This window comes from Arthrobacter sp. LjRoot14 (assembly GCF_964253905.1).
GTDB lineage: Bacteria > Actinomycetota > Actinomycetes > Actinomycetales > Micrococcaceae > Arthrobacter.
In genome coordinates this window covers 2,779,774-2,802,176 of the sequence record NZ_CAXURL020000001.1, presented here as the reverse complement: position 1 = coordinate 2,802,176, position 22,403 = coordinate 2,779,774, and the positions used below count along the sequence as shown (strand labels likewise).

The window sequence follows — 22,403 nt, the reverse complement described above, 5'->3', positions numbered from 1 at the left end:
AAAAGTTTACAGTGCCACGCGCCCTCGGCCAGTCAGCCCCGTCGCGGCGTTTTGACTCATCCCCAACATCCCGGTTTTACCCGGAGTTGTGCACATAGCGACGCGGGCCCCTCGCCCCGGCGCTGATGCGGCCCGAAGCTGAAGGTGCCTGCTAGGGCACCACCATTCGAGACAGGACACCAAGATGACCGACAACATCACCGTCCGGGGCTTCGTCGCCACGGAAATCAGGAGTTCCACCACGCCCGGGGGAGTCGCCACCGCGTCGTTTCGACTCGGCTCCACGGACAGGCGGTATGACCGCGCATCGAGCACGTGGGTCGATGGCAATACCAACTGGTTCACGGTTCAGGGCTACCGGCAGCTTGCCGGAAACATGGGCTGCAGCATCAAGAAGGGCCAGCGCGTCATCATCGTGGGCCGGCTCAAGATGCGAAGCTGGGAAAAGGACGGCAGGATCTATCACGCTGCCGAGATCGACGCAGAGTCGGTTGGCCACGACCTCATGTGGGGCTCGGCCAATTTCACCCGCACCGCCGGCAACTCCGCCCACTCCGGCGCGGCCCAGGGGCAGCAGGACCACGCGTCCGGACCGCAGGACGGCAGCGGGCCCGGCGGGGAGGACCCCGATGACGCCGGAGACCTCAGGGGGGACGGGGGCGACCCCGATCCCGCAGCTGAAGGTATCTTCATCGACGGCGAGAGCGGTGACGTCCTGCAGCTCGATTCGGAGACCGGCGAACTTACCGGGACGGCCGCGTGAACATGCCCCGCTGATGCCCCGAGTGCGGCACCGTCCCCTGCGGTGCCGCATGGCAGAATGGCAAGGTGATCCGAGCAAAGACACCCCAGCCACAGTACGGAACGCCACAGTCCGTATCGCCGCAGTCCGGCACAGGGCGGCGGCTGCGCGGCGCGTCAGTTGTGCTCCTCGGGGCGTCCATGCTTGCGGCGGGCGTCGCAGGCTGCAGCGGTGCGGGTGCGGGTTCCGCGGCCTCTCCCTCTCAGGCCGCCGCTGTGCCCGGATCCCAGGTCGCGCAGCCGGCAGCGTCAGCTACTGCCGGGCCGGAGGCAGCTCCGGGACCGCAGCGGCCCGAACTGGACGCTGCCACCGCCCGGCTGAGCGAAACCGTCGGCAATGCCCTTCGCGGAGTCGCCGCGGCCAACCCCAAGCCGGGGCAGGACCAGCTGACGGCGGCCCTGACCGGCGCCGGGATACCCGCCGGTTCCCTGCAGGTATCCGCCAGCCGCACGCCCACCGGCCTGGAAGTCGACGCCATAGAGGCCGCAGCGCTTCAGGGTAGGGATTGTGTGATCGGCCAGATCCGCGACGGAAGTGTCGTGGTCACCGTCCTGCCCGTGCTGGCAACCGGAAAGTGCTTCGTCGGCGGCTGAGGCTGAGCCGGACCGCCCACGAATGACAGCCGCGAATGTGAGTTAACCCCGCCGACCCACTAGATTTGGAACCATGGCGGAATTTATCTACACAATGACCAAGGCCCGCAAGGCCGTTGGCGAAAAACTTATTCTCGACGACGTAAGCATGTCCTTCTTCCCGGGGGCCAAGATTGGTGTTGTTGGCCCCAACGGTGCCGGTAAGTCCACCATCCTCAAGATCATGGCTGGCCTGGACACCCCCTCCAACGGCGAGGCACGGCTTAGCCCCGGCTACACGGTGGGCATCCTGCTCCAGGAGCCGCCGCTGAACGAGGAGAAGACCGTCCTGGGCAACGTCCAGGAAGGCGTAGGCGAGATCTACGGGAAGATCCAGCGCTTCAATGAGATCTCCGAGGAAATGGCCAACCCTGACGCGGACTACGACACGCTTCTGGAAGAAATGGGCCAGCTCCAGGAAGCCATCGACGCCGCCGACGCCTGGGACCTCGACTCCCAGCTCGAGCAGGCCATGGATGCCCTCCGCTGCCCGCCGGCGGATGCCGACGTCACCCTTCTCTCCGGTGGTGAGCGCCGCCGCGTTGCGCTGTGCAAGCTCCTGCTGCAGAAGCCGGACCTCCTCCTGCTCGACGAGCCCACCAACCACCTCGACGCCGAAAGCGTCCTCTGGCTGGAACAGCACCTCTCGAACTACGCCGGCGCCGTCCTCGCCGTCACCCACGACCGGTACTTCCTCGACCACGTGGCCGAGTGGATTGCGGAAGTGGACCGCGGCCACCTCTACCCTTACGAAGGCAACTACTCCACGTACCTGGAGAAGAAGCGCGCCCGACTGGAAATCCAGGGCAAGAAGGACGCCAAGCAGGCGAAGCGCCTCACCGAGGAACTCGAGTGGGTCCGCTCCAACGCCAAGGGCCGCCAGACCAAGTCCAAGGCGCGCCTGGCACGCTACGAGGAAATGGCCGCCGAGGCGGACCGTACCCGGAAGCTCGACTTCGAAGAGATCCAGATCCCGCCGGGACCCCGCCTGGGCGGCCTGGTGCTCGAAGCCAAGAACCTGCAGAAGGGCTTCGAGGACCGGACCCTCATCGACGGACTCTCCTTTACGCTTCCCCGTAACGGCATCGTTGGCGTCATCGGCCCCAACGGCGTCGGCAAGACCACCCTGTTCAAGACGATCGTCGGTCTGGAACCGCTTGACGGCGGCGACCTGAAGATCGGCGACTCGGTCAAGATCTCCTACGCCGACCAGAGCCGCGGCGGCATCGACCCCAACAAGTCCCTCTGGGAGGTTGTCTCGGACGGCCTCGACTACATCCAAGTGGGCCACGTTGAAATGCCGTCCCGTGCCTACGTCGCGGCGTTCGGATTCAAGGGCCCGGACCAGCAGAAGAAGGCAGGTGTCCTCTCCGGTGGTGAGCGCAACCGCCTGAACCTGGCCCTGACCCTCAAGCAGGGCGGCAACTTGCTGCTCCTTGACGAACCGACCAACGACCTCGACGTCGAAACGCTCAGCAGCCTCGAAAACGCCCTTCTGGAATTTCCCGGCTGCGCCGTCGTGGTGTCGCACGACCGCTGGTTCCTGGACCGTGTGGCGACCCACATCCTGGCTTACGAAGGTGACGAGGAGAACCCGTCGAAATGGTACTGGTTCGAGGGCAACTTCGAATCGTACGAGGAAAACAAGGTGGAGCGCCTCGGCCCGGATGCGGCCAAGCCGCACCGCGTGACGCACCGCCGCCTGACCCGCGACTAGGCTCAGCGCGCACGTCAAGACAGGCAAAAGGCCGGTTTCCCGACGGGAACCGGCCTTTTGCCTGTGCAAGCCCGGACCGGCCGCCGGCCGCTGTCGCCCGGCGGCCCTGCTCCGGATAGGCCGGTTAGTCCTTCCCGGCCTTGCGCATCTGGTGCTGGAGTACCTTTGTCTGGAAGGCGCCCACCACTTTGTTCTTGAGGTCGGTCGGCACCCGGACCATGCCCTCCTGGGCCACCGTTGCGACGTGCTGTCCGTCCCGGCTGAATATCCTGCCCGTGGCCAGCCCGCGGGCGCCCTGTGCGCTCGGTGATTCCTGCACGTACAGCAGCCACTCATCGACGCGCACCGGGCGGTGCCACCACATGGCGTGGTCGAGGCTTGCGACGCTCATGCCCGGCGTGATCCAGCTGAGTCCGTGTTTGCGCAGGATGGATTCCAGCAGCGTGTAGTCACTGGCGTAGGCAAGGGCTGCGCGGTGTGTATTGGCGTCGTCCGGCATGGGCCCGAAGGTCTTCATCCAAACGGCATTGCGGGCTTCCCGTTCACCGTTTGCGGAAACGTACAGCGGCGGGTCCACATGCCGGATGTCGAAAGGACGCTCGTAGGCCCAGTGCCGTGCCACCGGGTGGTCGAACTTTCCCAGCAGGTCTGCCGTGCTGGGCAGCGATTCGGGGTCGGGGATGCCCTCGGGCATGGGGGACTGGTGGTCGATTCCCTCGTCTTCCTCCTGGAACGACGCGATCATGGACAGGATCGGCATTCCGTCCTGGTAGGCGTGGACCCGTCGGGCAGAGAATGACCGGCCGTCCCGCAGCCGCTGGACGCCGAAGGTGATGGGCTTGTTGGCGTCCCCCGGGCGCAGGAAATAGCCGTGCATGGAATGCACGCTGCGGGCGGGATCAACGGTGCGGTTGGCGGCGATCAGCGATTGTGCCAGGACCTGGCCGCCGAAGACCCGCTGCCGCGGCTGCCGCTGGGAAGGTCCCATGAAGATGTCTTCATCGGTCCGGGCACCCTCAAGTTCGCCGAGGTCAAGGAGTTCAATGAGCGAGGAGGTGGGGTCCTGTGTCGGTGGCCCCGGCAGTCCGGCATCGGCTTCAGTCATGGTTCGACTTTAGACGTCCCCCCGGCACCCTCCCAAAGAGGCGCAGCCGGTAGAGTCGATATTGTGTCTGACGTCCTAACCCAGTCCCTGCAGTTCACCGATCCCCGAGACCTCGCAGATTTGCGCACCTTTGCCACCCGCGCCAAGTCGATCGACGACGGCGCCATCCGCCTCCAGGCTTCCGGCCCGGTGCTCGCCGCCTACGTGTGCGTGCTGCGGCCCAGGCTGTTGGGCGAGGCGACGCCGACGATCCTTGGGCTGCGGACCATGGCCCTGGCACGGCCGGCGGACACCGACGTCACCGTTCCGATCTCGGCGGTACTGGACCGGCTCGCCCGGGCAGGGGAGAACGACGTCGAGCTGCCGCTGCCGCCGGTGACCGTTACCGAGTCATGGGCCGGCGTCGGCGCGCCGCGCACGGGGTGGGAGTCCGTCGGCGCGCTGCCGGACGCCACGCTGCGGCAGGCCGCCGAGGCCGGGATCACCGAGATCGCCGCCATCATTCCCGACAAACCCGGCGCCCTGATCGTCAACAACGCCCGTGCCACCGTCTGGGGCAGGGAATTGCCGGGTGCCGCCGGACTGCCACTGGGGGCCGCGTTTGCGGCCCTGACGCTCGGTTTCCTGGCCGACGGTGAACAGCAGCTTTACCGGGCTGGGCGGTGGTTCCGGCTCAGCGGGTCCCGCGGACACGTCCTGGCCCGCACCGGATCGGGGCTTTAAGACCCTCGTAAGGGTCTGAACGGGCCTGCCATACTGGGGCGCATGAGCGTCATGTCGGTGCTGGTTCCCCCGGTCGAGAGGCACCTTGGCTTCAACGACGCGCTGCATCCGGACCGAATGTGGATCCGCGCGCTGCGTTTCGCGGTCGGCGCCTTTGTGCTTATCGCCCTTGTCCGGAAGACGTATGATGCGACGCTCCCGGGCAATGACGTGGACGTCGCCCAGCTCTATTCGGAATTCACGGTCCAGTCGAACCTTGTCCTGGGACTCGTGCTCGTCGCATCAGCCGCCATGCCGCGCACCCGCCTCCCGGAATGGTGGGACCGCCTCTTCGGTGCGTTGGCGCTGTACCTGGTGATGACGGGCCTCATCTATGTGGTCCTCGTTGCCCCGCCGGGCGAGCCGTGGTGGAGCCTGGACATGTACTGGCCACAGCTGGCGCACCACCGCGTGGCTCCGCTGTTCGCCGCGCTCGACTGGCTCCTCGTGACGAGGACGGTGCGGGGCACACAGGTCCGTCCGCTCGTTTGGCTCGGATATCCCGCCGCCTTCCTCGTTTTCTCGTGGGTGCGCGGAGCCGTCGACGGCTGGTATGTCTACGATTTCCTTGATCCGACGCTCGACGGCGGCTGGCCGGCCGCGCTGGCGACGACGGCGCAGGTGCTCGTCGCCTTCCTCATCGTGGCGGTCCTCCTGCACGTCGCCGGCAATGCCCGCGCAGCACTCGCGGTACGGCACGAGCGGCGCTGATCACCGGACCATGCCGCGCCGGGACCTGCTGCCGCCGACGCGTCCACACGGAGGGTGGACCGCCCTCACGCGTCCGAGGGGCTGTTGATCATGGACAGCGCAGCGCGCTCCATATAATCCCACAGCGTGCCCTCGTAGAGCGGCGGCAGTTCCAGCGCGTCAACTGCCGTGCGCATGTGGTGCAGCCACCGGTCCTTGGCTTCGGGGGTAACGCGGAACGGCATGTGGCGCATGCGCAGCCGGGGGTGTCCGCGTTCCTCGCCGTAGGTGGTGGGGCCTCCCCAGTACTGCTCGAGGAACATCAGGAAACGCCGTTTCGCCGGTCCCAGGTCCTCTTCCGGATACATCGGCCGGAGCAGCGGGTCGGTGGCCACGCCGTCGTAGAAGACGTCTATGAGTTTCACGAAGGTCTCGTGGCCGCCCACGGCGTCGTAGAAATTGTCCGTGTACCCGGGACGGGAGAACGGATCGTTCTGCATCAGCATCTTCGGTTGGCGCGGTTCAGGGGTTGGCGTGCTCATGGCTACTCTCCGGCTTTCTGCTGGGGTGCGGTATCGGGGTCGGGCACGTCCGCGGTGTCGTCCGCCGGCGGGACATAGTTGCCCTGCGAGCGGTTGCCCACGCGCAGGATCTCACCGTTGCGCAGGTACCAGATGGCGCCGTCGTCGGAACGGACGCGGGTGATCCGCAGGCCCATGGACTCCACAGTGCCCACCACTTCGCTGGTCTCGATGACATCGCCGATGCCGTACTGGTCCTCGATTGTGATGAAGATGCCGGCCAGGAAGTCGCGGATGAGCTGCTGGGCGCCGAAGCCGATGGCGACACCCAGGATGCCCACGCTCGTCAGTAGCGGCGCGATGTCCACATCCAGGTTCTTGAGGACGTACATGATGGTGATCACGGCGATCAGGACACCCGCCACGCTGTTCAGCAGCGATCCGATCGTTTTGGCCCGCTGAACGCGGCGTTCGTGGTCCAGGGCCCGCAGCGCAGGGGCGACCCAGCGGAAGTGCGGCTTCTTGAAGAACGTGGTTCCGGCGGCCACACTCTTGGTGATTCCGGCAATCACAAACGAGGCTACGAGCCAGATTGTGACGCCCACTCCGATGCTGATCACGATCCCGGCGGCGTTGATTCCGGACATGTCCGGGGTAGCGGGCGGGGTGATCGACAACATGCTGTACATCGGCAGGGATGCTCCTTATTGCTTAGCGGCTCTCGCCGGAGCTGCCGGGCGTTCGCCGGGCGCATAACACTCTTTTCACCTTCAACAGTAGCGCCGTAGCGTGGCCACATGCGCATCCTGATTCTTGGCGGCACCGCATTCCTGTCGGCCGAAATTGCCCGGCAGGCAGCTGCCGCGGGCCATGCTGTGACGTGCCTCGCCCGCGGCTCGGCGGCCACCCCGCCGGAAGGAGCGGCCTGGCTGCGGGCCGACCGCACCATGGGGCCGCCGGCCTACGCCGAGGCGGCAGGAGACTGGGACGCCGTCATTGACGTGGCCCGTGACCCGGAGCAGGCCAGGGACGCGCTCGAAGCCCTGGCGCCCACGGCCGCGCACTGGACCGTGGTGTCCAGTTGCTCTGTCTACGCCGACCATTCAGTGCCCGGCGCGGATGAGAGTGCAGCCTTGCTGCCCCCGCTCACGCGGGGCACCGGCTTCGCGCCGGAGAACTACGGCGAGGCGAAGTCGGCCATCGAGCACCATGCCATCGCCATCACCGGCGGGAGGGCCCACCTCTGCCGGGCCGGGCTGGTCGGCGGTCCTGGCGACAGTTCGGACCGATACGGCTACTGGCCGGCCCGGTTTGCCCGTGACGCAGGACCGGTCATCGTTCCGGACACAGGCTCCAGTGCGACGCAGGTCATCGACGTCCGCGACCTCGCCGCGTGGATCCTGAAGGCAGCCGGACTGAAGATTACCGGAGCCCTGAACGCGGTGGGAGGCGTCGTGGGGTTCGATGACTACCTTGACGAAGCAAAGCGTGCAGCCAACTATTCGGGCCGCGTGCTGGCGGTCCCGGAGGACTGGCTGGTTGCCCGGGGGATCAGTTACTGGGCAGGCCCCGATTCACTGCCGCTCTGGCTCCCTGCGGGACACGACGGGTTTGCCACACGCTCCAACGACGCCGCGCTGGAAGCCGGCCTCAGCCTGCGGCCGTGGCAGGAGACGCTGCAGGATGCGCTCGACGACGAACGCCGCCGCGGCCTGCACCGGGAACGGAAAGCCGGGCTCAGTGCCGACACCGAAAAGCGGCTCGTGGAAGCCCGCGGCTAGGCTTCCCGCACCCGCACGGAGGGTTCGTGCAGGACGGGAAAGTTCACGCTCCGGGCAATGAAGCAGACCTTGTTTGCCTCCTCATGCAGCTGCTCCAACAGCGCGGGGTCCACGGCGGCGGCAACGGTCACCTCGGGCCGGAGGGTGGCGGACTCGAACTGGCCGCTGCCGTCGCGGTTGGTCCGCATCAGGCCTTCGGCGCTGTCCTCGTAGGCCGTCACCACCACGCCGTGCTTCACCGCCACATGCAGGAAGGACAGCATGTGGCATTGCGACAGGGCAGTCAGCAGCAACTGTTCGGGGTTGTAGCGTGTCCTGTCGCCATGGAAGGTGGGATCCGCGGAACCCTTGAGGACCGGAAGCCCGGGGATTTCGATGTCGTGGTCCCGGGAGTACCCCCGGTACGTCGACGTTCCGTCTCCCCGGTTCCCGGTCCACCGGACCGTCACGGCGTAGTGGTGCTCATCGAAGCTCATGCCGTTGGCTACCCGACGTCAGCCTGGCGGGCCCGCAGCGCGCGGGCAACGCCGTCGCGGTTTTCCAGCATCATGCGCCGCAGGGCGGCGCTGTCTTCGGGAAGCGAAGCCAGGAACTGGTCCGTCCGGTCCACGGTGGCCTGGGTGGTCTGCTGTGCCGGATAAAGCCCGACGACGATCTGCTGGGCGAGCGCGTGGGTGCGGTTCGCCACAATGCCGGGAACGGCGTCGAAATACTTCTCCGTGTAAGGTTCCAGCAGCGCCGGGTCCAGGACGCGGGTGAAACCTGCCACCGCGGACGCCTGGAGGGCGTTGGACAGTTCGCCCTTCACGACGATGGAGTCCCAGGCCGCAGCCTTGGCCTTGGCCGTGGGGATGGCCGCCTTGGCCAGTGCCGCCGCGTTCTGGCCGTTGGCGGTGTTGTCCTGTTCGAGTTCGGCGTCGATCCGGTCCTGGCCGGCCCGGCCGCCTGCCACCAGCGACGCAAGCAGTTCCCACCGCAGGTCCTGGTCGACGGTGAGGCCGTCCAGTGCCGCCGAGCCGTCCAGCAGCGCGGAAACCGTATCCAGCTGGCTGTCGCTGCGCGCCAGCAGCGCGAAGGACTTGACGAACTGCAGCTGCGCGTCCGATCCCGCCGGGACGGAACCGGCAAGGTTCCAGAGGGTGTCCGCTGCGGCCACGGACGTCTTCTCCCGGTGCGCTTCGGCAACGTAGTAGCTGAGCGTCGTGGCCAGCTGGCGAAGCTGGACCAGGATCACTGACGAATCGGATTCGGAGGCGATGTTGGCGAGGATCAGTTCGACGTAGCCGCGGGCGGGTGTTTCGCCATCGCGCGCCGCATCCCAGGCGGAGCCCCAGACGAGCGTCCGCGGCAGGCTCTCGCGGAAGTCCTTCAGGTGGGCCGTCGCGGTGGCCAGCGACTTCGGATCGAGCCGGACCTTGGCATAGGCGAGGTCGTCGTCGTTGAGCAGGATCAAATCCGGCTGCTGCAGGCCGGTAAGGGCAGGCACGTCGGTGCGTTCGCCGTCGACGTCCAGTTCCTCGCGGTGCACCCGGACAAGCTGCCCGTCGGCGACGTTATAGAAGCCGACCGCGAGCCGGTGCGGCCGGATGGTGGGCTGCTCGGGCACCGCGGACTGCACGATGGAGAAGGACGTGATGACCCCTGCGGAATCCACCGCCACGTCAGGAGTCAGCGTGTTGACGCCGGCGGTTTCCAGCCACAGCCTGCCCCACTGGTCCAGGTCACGGCCACTGGCTTTCTCCAGCTCCACCATGAGGTCGCTGAGCTCGGTGTTCTTCCAGGCGTGCTTGGCGAAGTACTCGCGGACACCGGCCATGAACTGCTCCGGGCCCACCCAGGCAACCAGTTGGCGCAGCACCGAGGCGCCCTTGGCGTACGTGATGCCGTCGAAGTTCACCTCCACGTCCTGCAGGTCGTTGATCTCGGCGAAGATCGGGTGCGTGGTGGGCAGCTGGTCCTGGCGGTAGGCCCAGGACTTCTCCACCGAGGCGAACGTGGTCCAGGCGTGGTCAAACTCGGTGTTTTCCACGGCAGCCAGGTGGGACATGTACTCGGCGAACGATTCGTTAAGCCAGAGGTCGTTCCACCAGCGCATGGTCACGAGGTCCCCGAACCACATGTGTGCGAGCTCGTGCAGCACGGTGATGGCACGGCGTTCAACCTGCGCGCCGGTGACCTTACCGCGGAACACGTAACCTTCCAGGATGGTCACGGCGCCGGCGTTTTCCATTGCGCCGGCATTGAACTCGGGAACGAAGAGCTGGTCGTACTTCTCGAACGGGTAGGGGCAGCCGAACTGCGCCTCAAAGAATTCGAATCCCTGCCGGGTGAGCTCAAAAATGTTGTCCGCATCCAGGTACTGCATGAGCGACTTGCGAGCGAACACGCCCAGGGGAACAACGCGCCCGTCGGCGCACTTCACCTCGCTGCGCACGGACTGGTACGGGCCGGCGACGAGCGCCGTGACGTAGGAGGACAGCCGCGGAGTGGCGGCGAATTCCCAGACGGAGCGGGCGCCGCCGTCCTCGCCGGGAATGGTTTCGATGGGGACCGGCGTGGGGGAGTTGGACACCAGGTCCCAGTGCGACGGCGCGGTGACGGTGAACGTAAAGCTCGCCTTCAGATCGGGCTGCTCGAACACCGCGAACATCCGGCGGGAATCCGGAACTTCGAACTGCGTGTACAGGTAGACCTCGTTGTCCACCGGGTCCACGAAACGGTGGAGCCCTTCGCCGGTGTTCATGTACGGCGCTTCGGCGACTACCAGCAGGTCGTTTTCCGCGGCCAGGTACGGGAGCTGGATGCGGACACCGTCGGACACTTCCGCGGGGTCGAGTTCCTCGCCGTTGAGCATCACGCTGAGGACCTTATCGGTCACCGCGTCGATGAAGGTGGAGGACCCGGGCCGTGCGCTGAACTTAACGGCCGTGGTAGTCCCGAAGACTTTGTCGCCCCGGGTCAGGTCCAGGCTGACGTCGTAGGACTCAACGGAGATGAGGTCGGCGCGCTCACGGGCTTCGGCGCGCGTCAGGTTCATGCCTGGCAAAGGGGGGCCTCCAGAATGGGTTGCGGTTGCCGGCCGGCAACGGTCATCGCCGGCACTGTGAAGTTATTCTTTCACTTCAGTGGGCGATGGCAAGTTAGGTGGATCACGCGGCGCCGGCGCGGAGTAGCGTTGGGGGTATGGGAATGATCAGGGATTCGGTGGACGCCAGGGCACTGCGGTTCGCGTTGGTGTTCCCCGTGCTGCTGGCCGCCGCGTTCGTTGTCTGCGCACTCTTGATCCGGCCGGACATACCGGACCCCATGGCGGTGCGCTGGACTGAGGCCGGACCGGCCGGCTTTGCGCCGTTCTCCGCCTTCGTGACCTTCGGGGGCCTGATCATCGCGCTGGTGGGCTGGCTGGTCCTGGGGCAGGCCGTACCGTTGAGCCGGCCCGCCGTCATGCGGCGTCTCATGATGGGCGCCGGACTGACGGTCAGCCTCTTCGTCACCACGGTGCTGGCTGCGGTGCTCGTGGGCCAGGCGGGAATCGCCGACGTCCGCGAAGCCCGTGTGGACATGACCGTCCTTGCCCTCGGGAGCGGGGCCGCACTGCCGCTCGGCGTCATCATGGGTTTCGTCTTCAAGGCCGACGAACGGTGGTCGGTGGATGATGACCGCGCTGTGCGGCAGGCGCTGGACCGCGAAATCGACCCTGAGCTGGCGGCGGATTCAGTCCGCTTGTGGGTCCATGCACGTAGTTCCGTGTTTGTGATGCTTGGCGTCGCTTCGCTCTTCCCGGCAGCCCTGATCTCCATCGCCGTCCCCTGGCTGGGTGCGCTCCTCGTGGCGCTGGCGGTGCTGGCAGCCGCCTTCCTCTTCGCCAGGGTCATCGTTGACCGGAGCGGGTTGCGGGTATTCGCCGCAGGATTCGTCCGCGTGATGCAAGTCCCGGCGTCGGCGATTTCCTCCGCAACGCCGGCCGTTGTCCGTGCCGCAGACTACGGCGGCTGGGGCTACCGCCACCACGGCGGAACCACCGCCATGCTGGTCAGCAGCGGACCCGCCGTCGTGGTCAACCGGGCCGACGGCAAGAAGGTGGCCATCAGCGGCGGCAGCGCCGATTCCGCCGAACGGGTGGCCGCCGTCCTGTCCCGCGTGGCCGCCAGGGCGCGCGGCGGGAAATAGCCCCCCGCGATCCGGGTTCCGACGCCTGATGCACCTCCCGGCGTCCGCAGAGTGTTCACGGCAGGCAGCCGGCGCCCGCGGGCTAGTACGCTTGGATCCGACCCCCGAAGCAGCCCGGAAGCCTACCGGTGCTTATGACTGAACGGACATTGCCGTGACCACATCCTCCGACTTTCCGCGCGTCCACATCGCCACCGACCACGCCGGCATGGAGCTCAGCGCCCATCTGGTAACCCACCTCACGGCCAAGGGCTACACCGTGGTGGACCACGGGCCCAAGGTCTACGACGCGCTGGACGATTACCCGTCCTTCTGCATCAACGCGGCGCTTGCCGTCGTGGCGGACCAGGCTGCGGGAATCAATGCCCTGGGCATCGTGCTCGGCGGCTCGGGGAACGGCGAGCAGATCGCCGCAAACAAGGTCAAGGGCGTCCGTGCGGCGCTGGCCTGGAACCTGTCCACGGCCACCCTGGCCCGCGAGCACAACGACGCCAACGTCGTGGCGGTCGGCGGCCGCCAGCACAGCGTGGACGAAGCGACGGAAATCATCGAAGCCTTCCTGCAGGAACCATTCAGCAACGATGAACGGCACGTCCGCCGCATCGGCAAGATCGCGGCCTACGAGAACACCGGCGAGGTTATCGCCTAGTGCCTGAGGGGCATTCGGTCCATCGGCTGGCCCGCCAGTTCGGGGACGTATTCGCCGGCCAGCGCCTCGCCGTTTCCAGTCCGCAGGGCAGGTTCGCCGACGGCGCGGCCCTGCTGGACGCCCGCACCTTGCTCAGCACGGTGGCGCACGGGAAGCACATGTTCCTGCATTTCGACAACGGACTCGCCCTGCATGTGCACCTGGGCCTCTATGGCGCCTGGGATTTCGGCGGTGACGCCACTTTCCGGGGCGCGTCCAGCATCGGCGCACCCCGGAAGGTGGGGGAGCGGGAAGTGTTCGACGACGGCGCAACGGACCCCGGGGCCGGCGGCGGACCGGAATACACCGGGCCGCCGGCGCCGGTGGGCGCCGTCCGTGTCCGCCTTGCCGGTGCCCACGGGTGGGCGGATCTCAGGGGTGCCACCACGTGCCACGCCATCACGGAGGCGGAGGCCGATGCCGTCCTGGCCCGGCTGGGGCCCGACCCGTTGCGTAACCTTCCCGGGGACAAGGAAGGTTTCGTTTCCGGTGTTCGTGCACGCAAGACGCCCCTCGCGGCGCTGCTGATGGACCAGAAGGTGATCGCCGGCGTCGGGAACGTCTACCGCGCCGAACTGCTCTTCCGCCAGGGCCTGGATCCCTGGCTTCCAGGGCGCTCCCTGGGCGCGGACGCGGCGGGCGGGCTCTGGGAGGACACTGTCGCCATGATGTCCGACGGCGTCCGCGACGGCAGGATCATCACCACGCCTCCCCGATACTGGACGGAACCCGGGGCCGGCCTGCCAGCGCCCGGGGAGTCCCATTTCGTCTACCGGCGGCACGGCCTTGACTGCCGGATCTGCGGTTCCCCCGTGGCACTGACGGACCTTGGCGCGCGCAAGCTTTACTGGTGCCCCGTGTGCCAGCAGGGGTCCTGAGGCAAGTTGCCGGGACAACAAGAAAGCCCCTCCGGAGAGGGGCATTCTTGTGGTGTCCTGGAGGGGACGACGGGAATCGAACCCGCGTAATCAGTTTGGAAGACTGAGGCTTTACCATTAAGCTACGTCCCCGTGGAAAGGCATCCGGCCTTGCTGCTGATCCGCAGGGGCTGTTGGTGCATTTCTTCCGGTCGGCTGCTCGAGCCGGATATAACTAAACCTAATTCAGGGCCCCAGTGTCAAATGTGCATATCCGGCCGTTATGACCGTAGACTGTTCTGTGCACTTACGGGGTGTAGCTCAGCTTGGCTAGAGCGCCTGCTTTGGGAGCAGGAAGTCGCAGGTTCAAATCCTGTCACCCCGACTCTGCAGCTTGTCAGATCATTGCGTTTGCAGAACCCCATCCCACAAAACCAGGAGTACTTAGACTGTGAAGAGCGCTGTCGAGAACCTCACCCCCACGCGGGTCAAGCTCAATGTTGAGGTCCCCTTTGAGGAATTGAAGCCCAGCATCGATGAGGCATACAAGACTGTTGCTTCGCAGATCCAGGTCCCTGGCTTCCGCAAGGGCAAAGTCCCCGCAAAGCTGATCGACCAGCGCGTTGGCCGCGGCTACGTGCTGGAAACCGCCATCAATGAAGGCCTCAACGGCTGGTACCAGGAGGCTGTCCAGGAAACCGGCATCCGCCCGCTGAGCCGTCCCGAGGTTGAAATCACCGAGGTCCCGGATCCCACCGCGACCGACGGCGAACTCAAGTTCCACGCTGAAGTTGACGTCCGTCCCGAGATCGAACTGCCGGACTACTCCGGCATCAAGGTCGAGGTCGCCGCTGCCGAGTCTTCCGAGGCAGACGTTGACAAGGCGCTCGACGAACTCCGCGGCCGCTTCGGCACGCTGAAGTCCGTGGACCGTCCGGCCGCCGACGGCGACTTCCTGACGATCGACATCACCGCCTCGATCGACGGCGCCGAAGTTGATTCGGCTTCCGGCCTGTCCTACCAGGTTGGTGCCGGCACCATGCTCGAAGGCCTGGACGAGGCTGTCACCGGCCTCAGCGCCGACGAGGACGCCATCTTCGACACCACGCTCGTTGGCGGCGACCACGCCGGCGAAGCTGCCCAGGTCAAGGTAGTGGTCAAGTCCGTCAAGGAGCGCGAGCTTCCCGAGGCCGACGACGACTTCGCCCAGCTGGCATCCGAGTTCGACACGCTGGCTGAACTGCGCGAGGACCTCGCCAAGCAGGCTGCCGAATCCAAGGTTGTTGAGCAGGGTGTCGAGGCACGCGACAAGGTCCTGGACAAGCTCGTTGAGCTCGTTGAGGTTCCCGTTCCCGCGTCGGTCGTTGAAGAGCAGCTGGAGCAGCACTTCAAGGCTGAGAACTCCCACGGCGACGGCGAGCACGACACCGAAGAGCACCGCGCCGAGGTCAAGGCCAACACTGAGCGTGCCTTCCAGAACGAGATCATCCTCGACGCCATCGCGGACAAGGAAGAAGTCGGCGTCAGCCAGAACGAGCTGATCGACTACATCGTCACCACTGCCAGCCAGTACGGCATGGACCCGAACCAGTTCGCCCAGATCATCGATCAGTCCGGCCAGGTTCCCATGATGGTTTCCGAGGTTCGCCGCCGCAAGGCGCTGGCTGTCGTGCTGGGCCAGGCCGAGGTTACTGACTCCGAAGGCAACAAGGTTGACCTGAGCGACTTCGTCCGCCCCGGCGGCGAAGAGGAGCCGGCCGCTGAGGCTGAAGCAGCCCCCGCCGTCGACAGCGACGCCGTTGAAGGCGAAGCTGCCACCGAAGAAGCTGCGCCGAGCGACGATCCGGCAGCAGTGAAGTTCTAGCACGCGTTGCACGGAAGCCCCCGGATCCCTGATCCGGGGGCTTCCGCCGTTTAACCCCGGAAATGCGGCTGTGTCGTGCTCTGCGGTGCCGTTGCGGGCAATCGTGCGCCGTCAGCGAACAGCGCGATCCGTGAGAACAAAACGGCCGCCAAACCGGTTAGTGTCCAAGTAGTGATTTTCAGTGACGTCGTCCCGTGACGTCACCGTCGCCAGCGAGAGGTAAGTACATATGTCACAGCAAGCAGGGGCCCCCCGGATGGCTACTGTCGATCCGGCAGCCCAGGACAACTACATCTACAACCGCCTGCTGAAAGAGCGAATCATCTGGCTCGGCTCCGAGGTCCGCGATGAAAACGCCAACGCGATCTGCTCGCAGTTGCTGCTGCTGTCCGCGGAGAACCCCGAGAAGGACATCTACCTTTACATCAACTCGCCGGGCGGCTCCGTAACGGCAGGCATGGCCATCTACGACACGATGCAGTTCATCCCGAACGACGTCGTCACCGTCGCCACCGGCCTCGCTGCGTCCATGGGCCAGTTCCTGCTGTCCTCGGGCACCAAGGGGAAGCGTTACGCCACCCCCAACGCCCGTATCCTGATGCACCAGCCGTCCGGCGGCATCGGCGGCACCGCCTCGGACATCAAGATCCAGGCTGAGCTCATCCTGCACATGAAGAAGGTCATGGCGGAACTCACCGCGGACCAGACCGGCCAGACCGTGGAAACCATCCTCAAGGACAACGACCGCGACAAGTGGTTCACGGCCCCCGAAGCCCTTGAGTACGGCTTCTTCGACAAGATCGCCGCGCACGCGGGATCTGTGGCCGGCGGCGGCGGAACCCAAAACGCCAGCGGCGCGGAAAAGTAACCGGGGTAGACAGAAATGATTCCAGGAGAAATGAACATGAACTACAATTTCGGATCGTCTGCCGGGAACCTGCCCACCAGCCGCTACGTGCTGCCGCAGTTCGAGGAGCGCACCCCTTACGGCTTCAAGCGCCAGGACCCGTACACCAAGCTTTTTGAGGACCGGATCATCTTCCTTGGCGTGCAGGTGGACGACGCCTCCGCCGACGACGTCATGGCGCAGCTGCTGGTGCTTGAGTCCACGGACCCGGACCGCGACATCACGCTGTACATCAACTCCCCGGGCGGTTCCTTCACCGCCATGACTGCGATCTACGACACCATGCAGTACATCCGTCCCGAGATCCAGACGGTGTGCCTGGGCCAGGCAGCAAGCGCCGCGGCCGTCCTGCTGGCGGCCGGTACGCCGGGCAAGCGCCTGGCACTGCCCAACGCCCGCGTGCTGATCCACCAGCCGGCACTGTCCGGCGGCCAGGGCGGCCAGGCCTCGGACCTCGAGATCCAGGCTGCGGAAGTCATGCGGATGCGCTCCTGGCTTGAAGACACGCTGGCCAAGCACTCGGGCCGGACGTCCGAGCAGGTCAACAACGACATCGAGCGGGACAAGATCCTGACGGCCGCAGAGGCACAGTCCTACGGGCTCATCGACCAGGTGCTTGATTCCCGCAAGATCAAGCCGCAGGCGATCACCAGGTAGTCAGCAGGACACGCGGAGCCGGTGCGGTTCATGAAAAATGGACCGCACCGGCTTTCGTTTTCAACGCGTAAGGTTCCACCTCTCAGGCCGAATGTGACCTAGAGTGGAAGATGTCACGGCCGGACCTTCCGGACCCACCGTGATTCCAGCAACCGGTGCAGTGCTGCGGTAGCAGCAGGATACTAAGGGGTTCACATATGGCTCGGATTGGCGAGAGCACGGATCTGCTGAAGTGCTCTTTCTGCGGAAAGAGCCAGAAGCAGGTGCGAAAGCTCATTGCCGGGCCCGGCGTATACATCTGCGACGAGTGCATTGAGCTCTGCAACGAGATCATTGAAGAGGAGCTCGCGGAAGTAGCGGACCTTGGCAGCTTCGAACTGCCCAAGCCGCGCGAGATCTTCGATTTCCTGCAGGAATACGTCATCGGCCAGGAACCGGCCAAGCGTTCCCTCGCCGTCGCGGTGTACAACCACTACAAGCGGATCCAGGCCGGCCACGCCCCGAAGAGCGGCAGCCTGGCTGAAGGCGTCCATCACGACGACGTCGAGATCGCCAAATCGAACATCCTCCTGATCGGCCCCACCGGTTGCGGCAAGACCTACCTGGCCCAGACCCTGGCCCGGCGCCTCAACGTACCGTTCGCCGTCGCGGACGCCACGGCACTGACCGAGGCCGGTTACGTGGGCGAGGACGTGGAGAACATCCTCCTGAAGCTCATCCAGGCCGCTGACTACGATGTCAAGAAGGCCGAACAAGGCATCATCTACATCGACGAGATCGACAAGATCTCCCGAAAGAGCGAAAACCCGTCCATCACCCGGGATGTCTCCGGCGAGGGCGTGCAGCAGGCCCTCCTGAAGATCCTGGAAGGCACGGTGGCCTCGGTGCCCCCGCAGGGCGGCCGGAAACACCCGCACCAGGAATTCATCCAGATCGACACCACCAACGTGCTGTTCATTGTTGCGGGAGCCTTCGCCGGACTCGAGGACATCATCGGCTCCCGTTCCGGCCGCAAGGGCATCGGCTTCGGTGCTCCGCTGAACGAAGTCAAGAACAATTCCGACTCCTACGGCGAGGTCATGCCGGAGGACCTGCTCAAGTTCGGGCTGATCCCGGAATTCATCGGCCGTCTTCCCGTCATCACCACGGTCTCCAACCTGGACCGGCCGGCCCTGATCCAAATTCTGTCCACGCCCAAGAATGCACTGGTGAAGCAGTACCAGAAGATGTTCCAGCTGGATGGCGTGGAGTTGCTCTTTGACGACGACGCGCTGGACATGATCGCCGACCAGGCCCTGGAACGGGGCACCGGTGCCCGCGGACTTCGCGCCATCATGGAGGAAGTGCTCCTCCCCGTGATGTTTGATCTTCCCAGCAGGGACGACATCGCCAGCGTTGTGATCACCGCGGATGTCGTGGCAAAAAAGGCCCCGCCCACCATGATCGCCCACGACGTGGTGGCGAAGCGGCGGAATAAATCCGCTTAGTTCGTCGCTCTAGGTAGACGTGCGCCTGAAGTGCGCCGCCCCCTGATGACTTTACGAGGAGATTTCCGTGCCTGAAACCGCCGTGAGCAAAGCCGACTTCTGGTTCGACCCCCTGTGCCCCTTCGCCTGGATCACGTCCCACTGGGTGGGCGAGGTGGAGGAAGTCCGCGATATCCAAACCGAATGGCACGTGATGAGCCTTGCCGTCCTCAATGAGGGCCGCGAGCTGGACCCGGGATACCAAGAGGCAATGGACAAGGCATGGGGTCCGGTCCGCGTCATCATCGCCGCCCGTGAGCAGCACGGTGACCAGGTCATCAAGCCCCTCTACGACGCAATGGGCAGCCTCATCCACGACGGGGGCGAAAAGGATTTCGGCATCGTGATCAGCAAAGCGCTGGCGGAGTGCGGCCTCCCGGCAGGCCTCGCGGCCGAAGCATCCTCAGACGCCTTCGACCCGCAGCTCCGCGCCAGCCACGAAGAGGGCATCTCCCTCGTGGGACAGGATGTGGGAACGCCCGTAGTGGCCTTCAACGGCACGGCATTCTTTGGCCCGGTGCTGACCCGCATTCCCCGCGGCGAGGAAGCGGGCCGCCTGTGGGACGCCGCGGTGACCCTGGCTTCGTACCCGCATTTCTTCGAGATCAAGCGCAGCCGCACAGAGCGCCCCGAATTCAACTGACGGTCCCCCTGGCGGCCTCCCTGCGGGCCGTGGGAATTACTGCCTTGTAGTTCTTTCGGCACCCTTGCTAATCCCCCTGGGTGGGACAACAATAGTTCTTACCCACTTCGAAAGAAGGGGGACACGGAAACCAAAGATTCAGTGACACGCATCCGACGCAGCCTTCGGCAAAGTCAGAAGCTGGCTACCAGTGACGAGGTAGGAAGACCTGAAATTCCGAGGATTCCGCCAGATTGTCACAGACGTCACGAGACAATCGAAAAAGTCGAAGCCCCACCAACGGCAAAACGCTGATGGGGCTTCCCCTTTGCCCAAAAACAGGGTGAACTGCCCGAAAACAGGGTGAACCGACTTAAAGCAACGGACTCCGCCAAAGACAGAAGCCCCACCAGCGTTGAACGCTGATGGGGCTTCACGTGTGTCCGGTAGCCGTTGAACGGCTAAGCGCCCGGCGCGTCTTCCGGCTGGGCCAGCACAACGTCGCTGACGGTGAGTTCTCCCTCGCCTGCCACAAGGGTCAGTTCGCGCGCATTGGAGGCTGCCTTCAGGTCTGCAAGGCCGGCCTTCAGCTGCGTGGTGAGCGACTCAGTGGCGGTGATCGTCGCGGAGAGCACCTCAGTGCGCTGCTTGACCTTCGCCTCTGACTTGGCCTTGCGGATACCGCTCAGCGCAATTCCCACAGTCGCGAGCATGGTCGTGTCGCCGTCGGACACCTCCAGGGCGGACGGCCACTCGGCACGGTGCACCGAGCCGCTGCGCCACCAGCCCCAGACCTCTTCGGTGGCGAAGGGCAGGAACGGTGCGAACAGCCGCAGCAGGGTATCGAGGGTGGTGGCCAGGGCTGCCAGCACTGACGCCTGCTCGGCCTCGCCTGCGGCGCCGTAGGCCCGGTCTTTGATGAGTTCCACGTAGTCGTCCGTGAACTGCCAGAAAAAGCTCTCGGTGATCTGCAGGGCACGGGCGTAGTCGTAGTTCCCGAAGGCCTTGGTGGCCTGTGCCACGACGTCCGAGAGCTGCGCCAGCACGGCGCGGTCCAGCGGGTTCGTGAGCACCGACAGGTCCGTGGAGACCACCGAGTTTTCCGTGGCACCGAGGTTCAGGACGAACTTCGAGGCGTTGAGGAGCTTGATGGCCAGGCGGCGGCCGATCTTCATCTGGGCGATCTCGTAGGCGGTGTCCGCCCCGAGCTTGGCCGAGGCCGCCCAGTAGCGTACGGCGTCCGATCCGTACTCGTTGAGGACGTCGGTCGGGACGATCACGTTGCCCTTGGACTTGGACATCTTCTTGCGGTCCGGGTCGAGGATCCAGCCCGAGATGGCCGCGTGCTTCCACGGTGCGGTGTTCTGCAGGGCATCGGCGCGCACGGCAGTGGAGAACAGCCACGTCCGGATGATGTCGTGGGCCTGCGGGCGCACGTCAAACGGGTAGACCTTGGCGAAGAGGTCCTCATCCGTGCTCCAGCCGCCTACGATCTGCGGCGTCAGCGAGGACGTGGCCCAGGTGTCGAGGACGTCGGCGTCGCCGGTGAAGCCGCCGGGCTGATCGCGCTGGGCTTCTTCGTACCCGGGGGCGGCGTCAGCGGCAGGGTCGACCGGGAGCTGTTCGTCGGTCGGCAGGACCGGGGCGTCATAGTCGGGGTTTCCGTCGGCGTCGAGCGGGTACCAGACCGGCACGGGCACGCCAAAGAAGCGCTGGCGGGACACGAGCCAGTCGCCGTTCAGTCCGGAGATCCAGTTCTCGTAGCGCGAACGCATGAAGGCGGGGTGGAACTCAATCTCATTGCCGCGGCCGATCAGGCGTTCGCGGCGGTCCTCGTCACGTCCGCCGTTGCGGATGTACCACTGGCGCGACGTCACCACTTCGAGGGGCTTGTCGCCCTTTTCAAAGAAGTTGACCGGGTGCATGATTTTCTTCGGCTCGCCGTCGAGGAGCCCGGCAGCGGTGAGTTGCTCGACGACTGCTTCCTTGGCGCTGAAGACCGTCTTGCCGGCGATAGCCGCGAAGGCTGCCTGGCCTTCCCCGGTGGTGATCCAGTCCGGGGTCTCACCGACGATGCGGCCGTCGCGGCCCACAATCGCACGGGTGGGAAGCTGGAGTTCGCGCCACCATGTCACGTCGGTGAGGTCGCCGAAGGTGCAGACCATGGCGATGCCCGAGCCCTTGTCCGCCTTGGCAAGGTGGTGGGCCTTAACTTCCACCTCGACACCGAACAGGGGAGAGGTGACCTTCTTGCCGAACAGCGGCTGGTACCGCTCGTCGTCGGGGTTTGCCACCAGGGCGGCGCAGGCTGCCAGCAGTTCCGGACGGGTGGTCTCAATGTAGAGCTTCTCGCCGTTTTCGGTGAAGAACGGGTAGCGGTAGTAGGCGCCTGCGACCTCGCGGTCCTCAAGTTCAGCCTGGGCCACGGCCGTGCGGAAGGTGACGTCCCACAACGTGGGGGCCTCGGCCATGTAGGCGTCGCCGGCGGCGAGGTTCGCAAGGAACGCACGCTGGGAGATGGCCCGTGACTTGTCATCGATGGTCCGGTAGGTCAGGTCCCAGTCAACGGACAGGCCAAGGGTCTGGAACAGGTTCTCGAAGACCTTCTCGTCCTCGACCGCGAGTTCCTCGCACAGCTCGATGAAGTTCCGGCGCGAGATGACATCGAAGTCGCGCTGGTTCTTGGCGGGCTCAGCCGGCGGGCGGTAGCCGGCGTCGTAGTGGATGGCCGGATCGCAGCGCACACCGTAGTAGTTCTGGACGCGGCGCTCGGTGGGCAGGCCGTTGTCGTCCCAGCCCATCGGATAAAAGACATTCTTGCCGGTCATGCGCTGGTAGCGCGCCAGGACGTCGGTCTGGGTGTAGGAGAACATGTGCCCCACGTGCAGGGATCCCGACGCGGTCGGCGGGGGAGTGTCGATCGAGTAGACCTGCTCCCTGGTGGTCTCCCGGTTGAACTTATAGGTCCCTTCGTCAAGCCAGCGCTGCGTCAGGGCAGCTTCCAACCCCTCCAGGGCGGGCTTATCCGGAACGTTGATAGGGGCGGTGGTGGGCGTGTCTGTACCCTGATTGTCTTCAGCCATGGAGCAATTGTTTCATGAT

The 22,403-nt window shown here is 65.5% G+C and carries 20 protein-coding genes and 2 tRNA genes; 15 read left to right on the top strand and 7 right to left on the bottom strand.

From position 1 onward, the window contains the following. Positions 1-184: 184 nt before the first annotated feature. The 3 genes from ACSQ12_RS12570 to ettA all read left to right on the top strand — a co-directional run bounded on the left by ACSQ12_RS12570 (position 185) and on the right by ettA (position 3,151). Complete coding sequence (locus ACSQ12_RS12570) at positions 185-763, top strand: single-stranded DNA-binding protein (RefSeq protein ID WP_436065614.1); 579 nt, start codon at positions 185-187, stop codon at positions 761-763. A 65-nt stretch (positions 764-828) separates the two neighbouring features. Then, positions 829-1,395: a DUF6993 domain-containing protein gene (locus tag ACSQ12_RS12565; RefSeq protein ID WP_436065613.1), complete on the top strand. Its 567-nt coding sequence runs from the start codon at positions 829-831 to the stop codon at positions 1,393-1,395. Between the two features lie 73 nt (positions 1,396-1,468). Continuing rightward, positions 1,469-3,151 (top strand): energy-dependent translational throttle protein EttA, encoded by a 1,683-nt coding sequence (gene ettA / locus ACSQ12_RS12560; protein WP_011692260.1) that lies wholly within the window; start codon positions 1,469-1,471, stop codon positions 3,149-3,151. Positions 3,152-3,275: 124 nt separating this feature from the next. On the opposite strand, the gene ACSQ12_RS12555 is transcribed toward ettA, so the two are convergent. Then, positions 3,276-4,256, bottom strand: a complete 981-nt coding sequence (locus tag ACSQ12_RS12555; RefSeq protein WP_436065612.1) for an acyl-CoA thioesterase — start codon at positions 4,254-4,256, stop codon at positions 3,276-3,278. A 63-nt stretch (positions 4,257-4,319) separates the two neighbouring features. On the opposite strand from ACSQ12_RS12555, the gene ACSQ12_RS12550 reads away from it, so the two are divergent. Together ACSQ12_RS12550 and ACSQ12_RS12545 are read left to right on the top strand one after the other, a co-directional pair. Further along, positions 4,320-4,979: a hypothetical protein gene (locus ACSQ12_RS12550; protein ID WP_436065611.1), complete on the top strand. Its 660-nt coding sequence runs from the start codon at positions 4,320-4,322 to the stop codon at positions 4,977-4,979. Positions 4,980-5,021: 42 nt separating this feature from the next. Continuing rightward, positions 5,022-5,729: a Pr6Pr family membrane protein gene (locus tag ACSQ12_RS12545; protein WP_436065610.1), complete on the top strand. Its 708-nt coding sequence runs from the start codon at positions 5,022-5,024 to the stop codon at positions 5,727-5,729. A gap of 65 nt (positions 5,730-5,794) precedes the next feature. Here the strand turns inward: ACSQ12_RS12545 and ACSQ12_RS12540 are convergent, their stop codons facing one another. Together ACSQ12_RS12540 and ACSQ12_RS12535 are read right to left on the bottom strand one after the other, a co-directional pair. Next, positions 5,795-6,250 carry a globin gene (locus ACSQ12_RS12540; RefSeq protein ID WP_390246080.1) on the bottom strand — a complete coding sequence of 152 codons (456 nt, stop codon included), beginning with the start codon at positions 6,248-6,250 and terminating at the stop codon, positions 5,795-5,797. 2 nt (positions 6,251-6,252) lie between these two features. After that, a complete protein-coding gene (locus tag ACSQ12_RS12535) occupies positions 6,253-6,918 on the bottom strand; it encodes a mechanosensitive ion channel family protein (protein ID WP_209744109.1) in 666 nt (221 codons plus the stop codon). 108 nt (positions 6,919-7,026) lie between these two features. Here ACSQ12_RS12535 and ACSQ12_RS12530 point away from each other — a divergent pair, with 108 nt between their 5' ends. Further along, positions 7,027-8,010, top strand: coding sequence for an NAD-dependent epimerase/dehydratase family protein (locus ACSQ12_RS12530; protein ID WP_436065609.1), 984 nt, complete (start codon positions 7,027-7,029; stop codon positions 8,008-8,010). On the opposite strand, the gene ACSQ12_RS12525 is transcribed toward ACSQ12_RS12530, so the two are convergent. Then, positions 8,007-8,486 carry an OsmC family protein gene (locus tag ACSQ12_RS12525; protein WP_436065608.1) on the bottom strand — a complete coding sequence of 160 codons (480 nt, stop codon included), beginning with the start codon at positions 8,484-8,486 and terminating at the stop codon, positions 8,007-8,009. The genes ACSQ12_RS12530 and ACSQ12_RS12525 overlap by 4 nt on opposite strands. Positions 8,487-8,494: 8 nt before the next feature. After that, positions 8,495-11,047 (bottom strand): aminopeptidase N, encoded by a 2,553-nt coding sequence (gene pepN, locus ACSQ12_RS12520; protein ID WP_436066995.1) that lies wholly within the window; start codon positions 11,045-11,047, stop codon positions 8,495-8,497. Positions 11,048-11,193: 146 nt separating this feature from the next. On the opposite strand from pepN, the gene ACSQ12_RS12515 reads away from it, so the two are divergent. The 3 genes from ACSQ12_RS12515 (at position 11,194) to ACSQ12_RS12505 (ending at position 13,746) form a co-directional block, all read left to right on the top strand. Then, positions 11,194-12,180, top strand: a complete 987-nt coding sequence (locus tag ACSQ12_RS12515) for a hypothetical protein (RefSeq protein ID WP_436065607.1) — start codon at positions 11,194-11,196, stop codon at positions 12,178-12,180. A gap of 154 nt (positions 12,181-12,334) precedes the next feature. Beyond that, positions 12,335-12,829, top strand: a complete 495-nt coding sequence (locus ACSQ12_RS12510; protein ID WP_209744124.1) for a ribose-5-phosphate isomerase — start codon at positions 12,335-12,337, stop codon at positions 12,827-12,829. After that, a complete protein-coding gene (locus tag ACSQ12_RS12505) occupies positions 12,829-13,746 on the top strand; it encodes an Fpg/Nei family DNA glycosylase (RefSeq protein ID WP_436065606.1) in 918 nt (305 codons plus the stop codon). Before ACSQ12_RS12510 ends, ACSQ12_RS12505 begins: the two co-directional genes overlap by 1 nt. Positions 13,747-13,804: 58 nt before the next feature. Here ACSQ12_RS12505 and ACSQ12_RS12500 read toward each other — a convergent pair. Then, positions 13,805-13,878 (bottom strand) — tRNA-Gly (locus ACSQ12_RS12500). A gap of 157 nt (positions 13,879-14,035) precedes the next feature. Here ACSQ12_RS12500 and ACSQ12_RS12495 point away from each other — a divergent pair. The 6 genes from ACSQ12_RS12495 to ACSQ12_RS12470 all read left to right on the top strand — a co-directional run bounded on the left by ACSQ12_RS12495 (position 14,036) and on the right by ACSQ12_RS12470 (position 19,322). After that, positions 14,036-14,110, top strand: a tRNA-Pro gene (locus ACSQ12_RS12495). Between the two features lie 66 nt (positions 14,111-14,176). Beyond that, complete coding sequence (gene tig / locus ACSQ12_RS12490; RefSeq protein WP_209744130.1) at positions 14,177-15,589, top strand: trigger factor; 1,413 nt, start codon at positions 14,177-14,179, stop codon at positions 15,587-15,589. Positions 15,590-15,845: 256 nt separating this feature from the next. After that, positions 15,846-16,457, top strand: coding sequence for an ATP-dependent Clp protease proteolytic subunit (locus ACSQ12_RS12485; protein ID WP_209744133.1), 612 nt, complete (start codon positions 15,846-15,848; stop codon positions 16,455-16,457). 36 nt (positions 16,458-16,493) lie between these two features. Continuing rightward, complete coding sequence (locus ACSQ12_RS12480) at positions 16,494-17,153, top strand: ATP-dependent Clp protease proteolytic subunit (protein ID WP_043482275.1); 660 nt, start codon at positions 16,494-16,496, stop codon at positions 17,151-17,153. A gap of 197 nt (positions 17,154-17,350) precedes the next feature. Next, positions 17,351-18,640, top strand: coding sequence for an ATP-dependent Clp protease ATP-binding subunit ClpX (clpX, locus tag ACSQ12_RS12475; protein WP_209744138.1), 1,290 nt, complete (start codon positions 17,351-17,353; stop codon positions 18,638-18,640). Between the two features lie 67 nt (positions 18,641-18,707). Next, complete coding sequence (locus ACSQ12_RS12470; RefSeq protein WP_436065605.1) at positions 18,708-19,322, top strand: mycothiol-dependent nitroreductase Rv2466c family protein; 615 nt, start codon at positions 18,708-18,710, stop codon at positions 19,320-19,322. A gap of 440 nt (positions 19,323-19,762) precedes the next feature. Here the strand turns inward: ACSQ12_RS12470 and valS are convergent, their stop codons facing one another. Further along, positions 19,763-22,384 (bottom strand): valine--tRNA ligase, encoded by a 2,622-nt coding sequence (gene valS / locus ACSQ12_RS12465; protein ID WP_436065604.1) that lies wholly within the window; start codon positions 22,382-22,384, stop codon positions 19,763-19,765. Positions 22,385-22,403: the final 19 nt, after the last annotated feature.